The sequence below is a fragment of the Corallococcus sp. AB045 genome (assembly GCF_003668895.1).
GTDB lineage: Bacteria > Myxococcota > Myxococcia > Myxococcales > Myxococcaceae > Corallococcus > Corallococcus coralloides.
Map to the genome: position 1 here is coordinate 1 of NZ_RAWN01000312.1, position 7,203 is coordinate 7,203.

Sequence of the window (7,203 nt, forward strand, 5' to 3'; positions counted from 1 at the left end):
CGCCGGGGGAGTGAGGGGGGATGGGCGGGCTTGCCCTGTTCGGACAGGCGCTGGGCTTCGGCGGCGCGGGCCTCTTCGGCGAGGCGGGCGGCTTCGGCGGCGCGGGCCTCTTCGGCGAGGCGGTGGAGTTCGGCCTGACGGGCTTCCTCCTCGGCACGAAGGCGGGCCTCCTCCGCGAGGCGCTGAGCTTCGGCTTCGGCGCGAACGCGAGCTTCTTCGGCGAGCCGAGCGGCTTCGATTCGAGCGGCCTCTTCGGCGAGGCGGGCTTCCTCCTCCGCGCGCAGACGCGCTTCTTCGGCCAGACGCGCTTCCTCAGCGAGTCGGGCTTCCTCGATCGCGCGAAGACGGGCCTCCTCCGCGAGGAGGGCCTCTTCGGCCAGACGTGCTTCTTCTTCAGCACGGAGTCGGGCCTCTTCGGCGAGCCGTGCCTCTTCGGCCAGACGCGCCTCTTTGGCCAGACGTGCCTCTTCCGCGAGGCGGACCTCTTCGGCCAACCGCGCCTCTTCGGCGAGACGCGCCTCTTTGGCCAGACGTGCCTCTTCCGCGAGGCGGACCTCTTCGGCGAGCCGTGCCTCCTCCGCGCGAAGGCGGGCTTCTTCCGCGTGGCGAGCCTCCTCGGCCAGGCGAGCCTCTTCTTCAGCACGAAGGCGAGCCTCCTCTGCGAGCCGGGCCTCTTCGGCGAGGCGAGCCTCTTCCTCCACACGCAGGCGCGCTTCTTCCGCCAGACGCGCTTCCTCAGCGAGTCGAGCCTCTTCAATCGCGCGAAGCCGAACCCCTTCGGCCAAGCGCGCTTCTTCCGCCAGTCGAGCCTCTTCCTCTGCACGGAGTCTGGCCTCTTCGGCCAGGCGCGCTTCCTCCTCCGCGCGAAGCCGGGCCTCCTCCGCGAGGCGGGCCTCTTCGGCGAGGCGGGCCTCTTCGGCGAGGCGGGCCTCTTCGGCGAGGCGGGCCTCTTCGGCGAGGCGGGCTTCCTCCTCTGCACGAAGTCGAGCCTCTTCCGCGAGTCGGGCCTCTTCCTCTGCGCGAAGGCGCGCCTCTTCGGCCAGACGCGCCTCTTCCGCGAGGCGTGCCTCTTCGGCCAAGCGCGTCTCTTCTTCCGCACGAAGGCGAGCCTCTTCCGCGAGCCGAGATTCCTCTTCCGCACGAAGGCGAGCCTCTTCGGCCAGGCGAGCCTCTTCCTCCGCGCGCAGACGCGCCTCTTCGACCAGACGCGCCTCTTCGGCCAGACGCGCCTCTTCCGCGAGCCGGGCCTCCTCTTCGGCACGAAGCCGCGCCTCTTCGGCGAGACGAGCCTCCTCGGCCAGACGCGCCTCTTCCGCGAGCCGGGCCTCCTCTTCGGCACGAAGCCGCGCCTCTTCGGCGAGACGAGCCTCCTCGGCCAGGCGAGCCTCTTCCTCCGCACGAAGTCGCGCCTCTTCGGCGAGGCGTGCCTCTTCGGCCAGACGTGCCTCTTCCGCGAGCCGGGCCTCTTCCTCCGCACGAAGCCGGGCTTCTTCCGCGAGCCGAGCTTCTTCTTCTGCGCGGAGTCGGGCTTCTTCGGCGAGGCGAGCCTCTTCCGCGAGCCGGGCCTCTTCCTCCGCACGCAGGCGCGCTTCTTCCGCCAGACGCGCTTCCTCAGCGAGCCGGGCCTCTTCCTCAGCCCGAAGCCGGGCTTCCTCAGCCAGTCGAGCCTCTTCCTCCGCGCGAAGGCGTGCCTCTTCCGCCAGGCGAGCCTCCTCGGCCAGACGGGCTTCTTCTTCGGCACGAAGGCGGGCCTCTTCCGCGAGGCGGGCTTCCTCCGCGAGACGTTCGGCTTCAATGCGCGCCAGTTCCGCCAACCGCGCCTCTTCGGCGAGACGTTCGGCTTCATTGCGCGCCAGTTCCGCCAACCGCGCCTCTTCAGCGAGACGCTCCGCTTCAATGCGAGCAAGCTCCGCGAGGCGAGCCTCTTCCGCGAGCCGGGCCTCTTCGGCCAGACGTGCCTCTTCCGCGAGCCGGGCCTCTTCGGCGAGTCGAGCCTCTTCCTCCGCACGCAAGCGCGCTTCTTCAGCCAGACGCGCTTCCTCAGCGAGCCGGGCCTCTTCAATCGCGCGAAGCCGAGCCTCTTCGGCCAAGCGTGCTTCTTCCGCCAGCCGGGTTTCTTCCTCTGCCCGCAGCCGGGCTTCCTCGGCGAGGCGTGCTTCCTCTGCCTGTCGAGCCTCTTCGGCAAGGCGCGCTGCTTCGATTCGAGCGGCTTCCTCGGCAAGGCGGGCCTCTTCGGCGAGCCGTGCCTCCTCTTCCGCACGCAGCCGAGCCTCTTCCGCGAGTCGCGCCTCTTCCTCCTCACGCAGCCGAGCTTCTTCGGCGAGGCGGGCTTCCTCCGCGAGGCGAGCCTCTTCTGCGAGCCGAGCCTCTTCCTCTGCACGAAGGCGGGCTTCCTCCGCGAGGCGAGCTTCTTCGGCAAGGCGTGCTTCCCCTTCGGCACGAAGGCGAGCCTCTTCCGCGAGCCGAGCCTCTTCCTCCGCACGCAGCCGAGCCTCTTCGGCCAGACGCGCCTCTTCCGCCAGGCGCGCTTCCTCCTCTGCGCGAAGGCGTACCTCTTCGGCCAGACGCGCCTCTTCCGCCAGCCGGGCTTCTTCCTCTGCCCGAAGACGTGCCTCTTCCGCGATGCGGGCCTCTTCCTCCGCGCGGAGACGGGCCTCTTCCGCGATGCGGGCCTCCTCGGCAAGGCGTGCTTCCTCTATCGCCCGAAGACGTGCCTCTTCAGCGAGCCGCGCTTCTTCCTCCGCGTGGAGCCGTGCCTCCTCCGCGAGCCGGGCCTCTTCAGCAAGGCGGGCTTCCTCCTCGGCCCGAAGGCGAGCCTCTTCGGCCAACCGAGCCTCTTCGGCCAGCCGCTCCGCTTCGATGCGCGCCAGCTCCGCCAGCCGAGCCTCTTCGGCGAGTCGCTCTGCTTCAATGCGCGCCAGCTCCGCCAGCCGAGCCTCTTCCGCGAGACGCTCTGCTTCGATGCGCGCCAATTCCGCCAGCCGAGCCTCTTCGGCAAGACGCTCTGCTTCGATGCGCGCCAACTCCGCCAGCCGAGCCTCTTCGGCGAGACGCTCTGCTTCGATGCGCGCCAACTCCGCCAGCCGAGCCTCCTCGGCGAGCCGCTCCGCTTCGATGCGAGCCAGCTCCGCGAGACGAGCCTCTTCCGCCAGCCGAGCCTCTTCCGCGAGACGCTCTGCTTCGATGCGAGCCAGCTCCGCGAGCCGAGCCTCCTCCGCCAGTCGCTCCGCTTCGAGCCGAGCCTCCTCCGCCAGCCGAGCCTCTTCCGCCAGCCGCTCCGCTTCGAGCCGAGCCTCCTCCGCCAGCCGAGCCTCTTCCGCCAGCCGCTCCGCTTCGATGCGCGCCAGCTCCGCGAGCCGAGCCTCCTCCGCCAGCCGCTCCGCCTCCCGCCGCGCTTCCTCCTCCGCCCGAAGCCTCGCCTCCTCCGCCAGCCGTGCCTCTTCCAGCGCCCGGAGCCGAGCCTCTTCCGCCAGCCGCTCCGCCTCGATACGCGCCAGCTCCGCCAGCCGAGCCTCTTCCGCGAGCCGAGCCTCCTCCGCCAGCCGCTCCGCCTCCAGCCGCGCCAGCTCCGCGAGCCTCGCCTCCTCCGCGCGCCGCTCCGCCTCCTCGCGCCGGCGCGCCTCCTCGATGGCCCAGGCCTCCTCCTCCGCCTGCCGCAGCTCCTCCTCACGCCGCAGCCGCTCGCGCTCCTCCCACTCCTCCACCGACAGGGCCTCGATGCGGCCCTCGCGCTCCAGCACCCGCAGCAGCGCCTGCTGTGCCCCCGTCAGCGACTCCGGCCTCCGGAACGCCCCTAGCGACTCCAACAGGCCCCGCTCCGACGCATCCGTCAGCCACGGCTCGCACGCCGCCACCTCCGGGCAGCGGTAGACCCTCGCGGGCACAGGCTCACTGGGCGCCGGCTCCAGCGCCGCCCGCACCACCCGCACGCCCGCGATGGGCGCGAAATCCCCCGCCGCCTCCACCGACTCCGCCTCGAAGTCCGCGCTCTCCGCGAGCTCGCTCAGCCGCCGCACCTGCGCCAGCACCTGCTGCTCGTGCACCACCGCGGGCCGCAGCCCGCTGTCCTCCAGCAGCTCCTCGTCCGGCGCCGCCGCCCCACCCCGCGCCCACAGCGCGTCCAGGGCGTCCACGCCCAAGAGCCCGTTCTGGAAGAGCGCCTGCGCCGGCGTCTGGTAGCCGAAGCCCAGCTTCGCGCCCACCAGGTCGCCCTCGCGCAGCCACAGCGCGGACTCGCGTCCACCGGCGTGCAGCGTCAGCCGGCCGGTGGCTCGGGACTTGTGGGCGGCATACAGCGCTTCGGCGACCTGCGAGGCGGACATTCGGCCACGGAGTGTAGCCCGTCCCGCTCGCCCCTCAATTCGACGGCGGTGCCTGCCTGGCCGCCGTCCCCAGCTGCACCTGACGCAGCGCCTCGTAGGCGCCAATCCCCACCGATGTCGAAAGATTCAAGCTCCGGCGCTCCGGAAGCATCGGGATGGTCACCGGCGTCCCCGTCCCCCCCTCCATCACCTCCGGCAACAGCCCCGTCACCTCCGAGCCGAACACCAGGTGGTCCCCTGGCTCGAACCGCGCCGCGTACAGCGACGTCTCCGCCCGGGCGGAGAACAGCCACCGCCGGGCCTGGGGGTACTCCGCTACATAGGCGTCGTAGGTCGGGTACAGCTTCAGGAACACCTTGTCCCAGTAGTCCAGCCCCGCCCGCTTCAGGTTCCGGTCGTCGATGGAGAACCCCAGGGGCTCCACCAGGATGAGCCGGCACCCGGTCACCGCGCACAGCCGGGCCACGTTGCCGGTGTTGGGCGGAATCTGCGGGGAGACGAGGACCAGGTGCAGGGGGGACGCCAGGGGCTCAAGCATGGGATAGAACACCGGACATGCACTGGAGGGTGACCAACGAAACGCGGCAGCGGCTGCTCGCGGACCGCGCCGAACGCGCCGAGTCCTTCGTCCAGCGCTTCCAGGGGCTCATGGGCCGCGCCTCGCTGCCCATGGGGGGCGGGATGCACATCGCCCCCTGCAACTCCATCCACACCTTCTTCATGCGCATCCCCATCGACGTCGCCTTCCTGGACGCGGAAGGGCGTATCGTCAAGCAACTGTCCGCCATGCCGCCCTGGCGGACCTCGTCCATCTACTTCAAGGCCCGCTCCGTCCTGGAGCTGCCCGCCGGGGTCCTCCTGGCCAGCGGCACCCAGGAGGGCGACCGCCTGGTCTTCGCCCCGGGAGAAGCCCCGGGCGCCTAGGGGTTCGGGCGCCCGTGCCTTCCCCCCCACCCGCACCTGGAGGGGGGAATGCTGGGACAGACGAGAGGTTTTTGACCCCTTTTGGAGCGCTTTGTTAACGTCGCGCCCCGATTTTCACGCCTCTCCCCGGAAGAGTCCCTTCGCATGCGCATCGAGGTCGCCGGCAGCACCCACGTCGGGATGAAGCGGAACCACAACGAGGACAACTACCTCGTGCTCCCCGAGGAGAACCTCATGGTCGTGGCGGACGGCATGGGAGGCCATTCGTCCGGGGAGATCGCCAGCCGCATCGCGGTAGACGAGCTGGGTGAGTTCTTCCGCCTCACGTCCAAGGACCAGGACGCCACCTGGCCCTTCAAGATGGACAAGCAGCGCAACTACGACGAGAACCGCCTGGCCACCGGCATCAAGCTGGCGAACGCGCGCATCTTCGAGCGCGCCACGGTGGACACCAAGTACAAGGGCATGGGCACCACCATCGTGTCCGTGCACTTCGCGGAGAACGGCGTCTACGTGGGCCACGTGGGCGACAGCCGCGTGTACTTCTTCCGCGGCGGCATCCTCCAGCAGGTGACGGAGGACCACTCGCTGCTCAACGACTACCTCAAGGCGAAGAAGCTCACGCCGGAGGAGATTGAGAACTTCCCCCACAAGAACGTCATCGTCCGGGCGCTGGGGATGAAGGAGCAGGTGCAGGTGGACGTCACCCGCGTGGATCCGCTGGAGAACGACGTCTTCCTGCTGTGCTCGGACGGCCTGAGCGGCATGATCACCGACGCGCAGATGCAGGACATCCTGTCGCGCACGCCGGAGCTGGAGAAGGCGTGCGGCCAGCTCATCGACCTGGCCAACGCGGCGGGCGGCAACGACAACGTCACCTGCGTGCTCGCGCGCTACCACGCCGCCTGAGGAACCCGTCCCCTCCGGACGCGTGAAGGCCCGTGCTCCCAAAAGGAGCGCGGGCCTTCGTCTTGAGGAGTCCCCATGTCTTGGCACCTACGAAGCCCGCAAGACAGCCACGGGCCATCACGTGCGCGCGGTGCTCCAGCCCGGAGCGCTGCTCTTCGTTCCCAAGGACGGCGTGCACACGTTGCTTGTCCGGGTGGAGGCCATCGATGCGGGCACGAATGAGACGCTGCGCTCCACGCATCCGGCCCCCAAGTGGGGCGACGCGGAGACGCTGCGGACCGTTACGCTCGCGAAGCCGCTCACCATGAAGCTGGTGGAGGGCGTCCAGGAGCTGGGCCAGCCCGCGCCCGTGGGTCCGTCCTGCGGTCCTGGAACGACCGCGACAGCGGCATCACGGATGCCAAGGAGCAAGTCGTGGCGGAGCGCCAGGAGGATGGCACGGACGACGCCCCGAAGATCTCCTGGGCCACGCCGGGCCAGAAGCTGCGCGTGACGTTCGGTCCCCGCCTCACGCAGGAAGCCACCTGGAGTCCAGATGGCTCCGGCGTAAAGGTCGACAAGCTCGCCGCCAGGCCGTGAGCCACGGACGCGGCGCCGATGCACCGCGAGAGCAGCCAGCCCCCACCGCGAAGCGCCGTCTCCAGCCACCGGACTTCGCCAGCAGCCCGACGCGGTCCAAACCCGTCCGACGGTCCGACAGGCTCCGGTGGCCGGATCAGCGCCCCTCCCGGTCACGGTCTTCAAAAACCTGTCCGACAGTCGGACAGGTTTGTGCGGTGCGCCGCCGCCGGGGGGAGGCCATGGGGCTCTCAGCTTCTCATCCATCGCGAGAGAGCCCCCGCCCGCGGGCTCAGCGCCCCGCGAGCGGCGCGGGCACCCGGTGCGGGCCCCACGCGAGCACTTCAGTGAGCGCCTCACCGGGGGACACCTGCGTCTCCTCGAACACGGCGCAGCGCTCCAGCTTCGCGCCCTGCCCCACCCGCGCGTCCAGGAGCTGGGCCAGCCCGCGCCCGTGGGTCCGTCCTGCGGTCCTGGAACGACCGCGACA

At 70.4% G+C, this 7,203-nt stretch carries 6 protein-coding genes and 1 pseudogene; 5 read left to right on the forward strand and 2 right to left on the reverse strand.

Features of this window, described 5'->3' with window-relative positions; translation table 11 throughout:
* Positions 1-20: 20 nt before the first annotated feature.
* Both D7Y21_RS42070 and D7Y21_RS42075 read left to right on the forward strand, forming a co-directional pair.
* Positions 21-3,797, forward strand: a complete 3,777-nt coding sequence (locus tag D7Y21_RS42070) for a hypothetical protein (protein WP_158627420.1) — start codon at positions 21-23, stop codon at positions 3,795-3,797.
* A gap of 139 nt (positions 3,798-3,936) precedes the next feature.
* Positions 3,937-4,179: a hypothetical protein gene (locus D7Y21_RS42075; protein WP_158627421.1), complete on the forward strand. Its 243-nt coding sequence runs from the start codon at positions 3,937-3,939 to the stop codon at positions 4,177-4,179.
* A 177-nt stretch (positions 4,180-4,356) separates the two neighbouring features.
* Here D7Y21_RS42075 and D7Y21_RS39115 read toward each other — a convergent pair whose 3' ends face one another.
* Positions 4,357-4,860, reverse strand: coding sequence for a tRNA (cytidine(34)-2'-O)-methyltransferase (locus D7Y21_RS39115; protein WP_014398831.1), 504 nt, complete (start codon positions 4,858-4,860; stop codon positions 4,357-4,359).
* A 17-nt stretch (positions 4,861-4,877) separates the two neighbouring features.
* On the opposite strand from D7Y21_RS39115, the gene D7Y21_RS39120 reads away from it, so the two are divergent.
* The 3 genes from D7Y21_RS39120 to D7Y21_RS42080 all read left to right on the forward strand — a co-directional run bounded on the left by D7Y21_RS39120 (position 4,878) and on the right by D7Y21_RS42080 (position 6,734).
* Positions 4,878-5,246, forward strand: coding sequence for a DUF192 domain-containing protein (locus tag D7Y21_RS39120; protein ID WP_120566851.1), 369 nt, complete (start codon positions 4,878-4,880; stop codon positions 5,244-5,246).
* Positions 5,247-5,390: 144 nt separating this feature from the next.
* Complete coding sequence (locus D7Y21_RS39125) at positions 5,391-6,155, forward strand: Stp1/IreP family PP2C-type Ser/Thr phosphatase (RefSeq protein WP_120566850.1); 765 nt, start codon at positions 5,391-5,393, stop codon at positions 6,153-6,155.
* 414 nt (positions 6,156-6,569) lie between these two features.
* Entirely contained in the window at positions 6,570-6,734 is a 165-nt protein-coding gene (locus D7Y21_RS42080) for a hypothetical protein (RefSeq protein WP_158627422.1), read from the forward strand.
* Positions 6,735-7,005: 271 nt separating this feature from the next.
* Here the strand turns inward: D7Y21_RS42080 and D7Y21_RS39130 are convergent.
* Positions 7,006-7,203 (reverse strand): annotated as a pseudogene (locus D7Y21_RS39130) (nucleotidyltransferase); the annotation flags it as partial.

Bases quoted from the DNA above. Each gene is read 5' to 3' on its own strand.
- D7Y21_RS42070 (WP_158627420.1), top strand. From the start codon at position 21: ATGGGCGGGCTTGCCCTGTTCGGACAGGCGCTGGGCTTCGGCGGCGCG.
- D7Y21_RS39125 (WP_120566850.1), top strand. From the start codon at position 5,391: ATGCGCATCGAGGTCGCCGGCAGCACCCACGTCGGGATGAAGCGGAAC.
- D7Y21_RS39115 (WP_014398831.1), bottom strand. From the start codon at position 4,860: ATGCTTGAGCCCCTGGCGTCCCCCCTGCACCTGGTCCTCGTCTCCCCG.
- D7Y21_RS42075 (WP_158627421.1), top strand. From the start codon at position 3,937: ATGGGCGCGAAATCCCCCGCCGCCTCCACCGACTCCGCCTCGAAGTCC.
- D7Y21_RS39120 (WP_120566851.1), top strand. From the start codon at position 4,878: ATGCACTGGAGGGTGACCAACGAAACGCGGCAGCGGCTGCTCGCGGAC.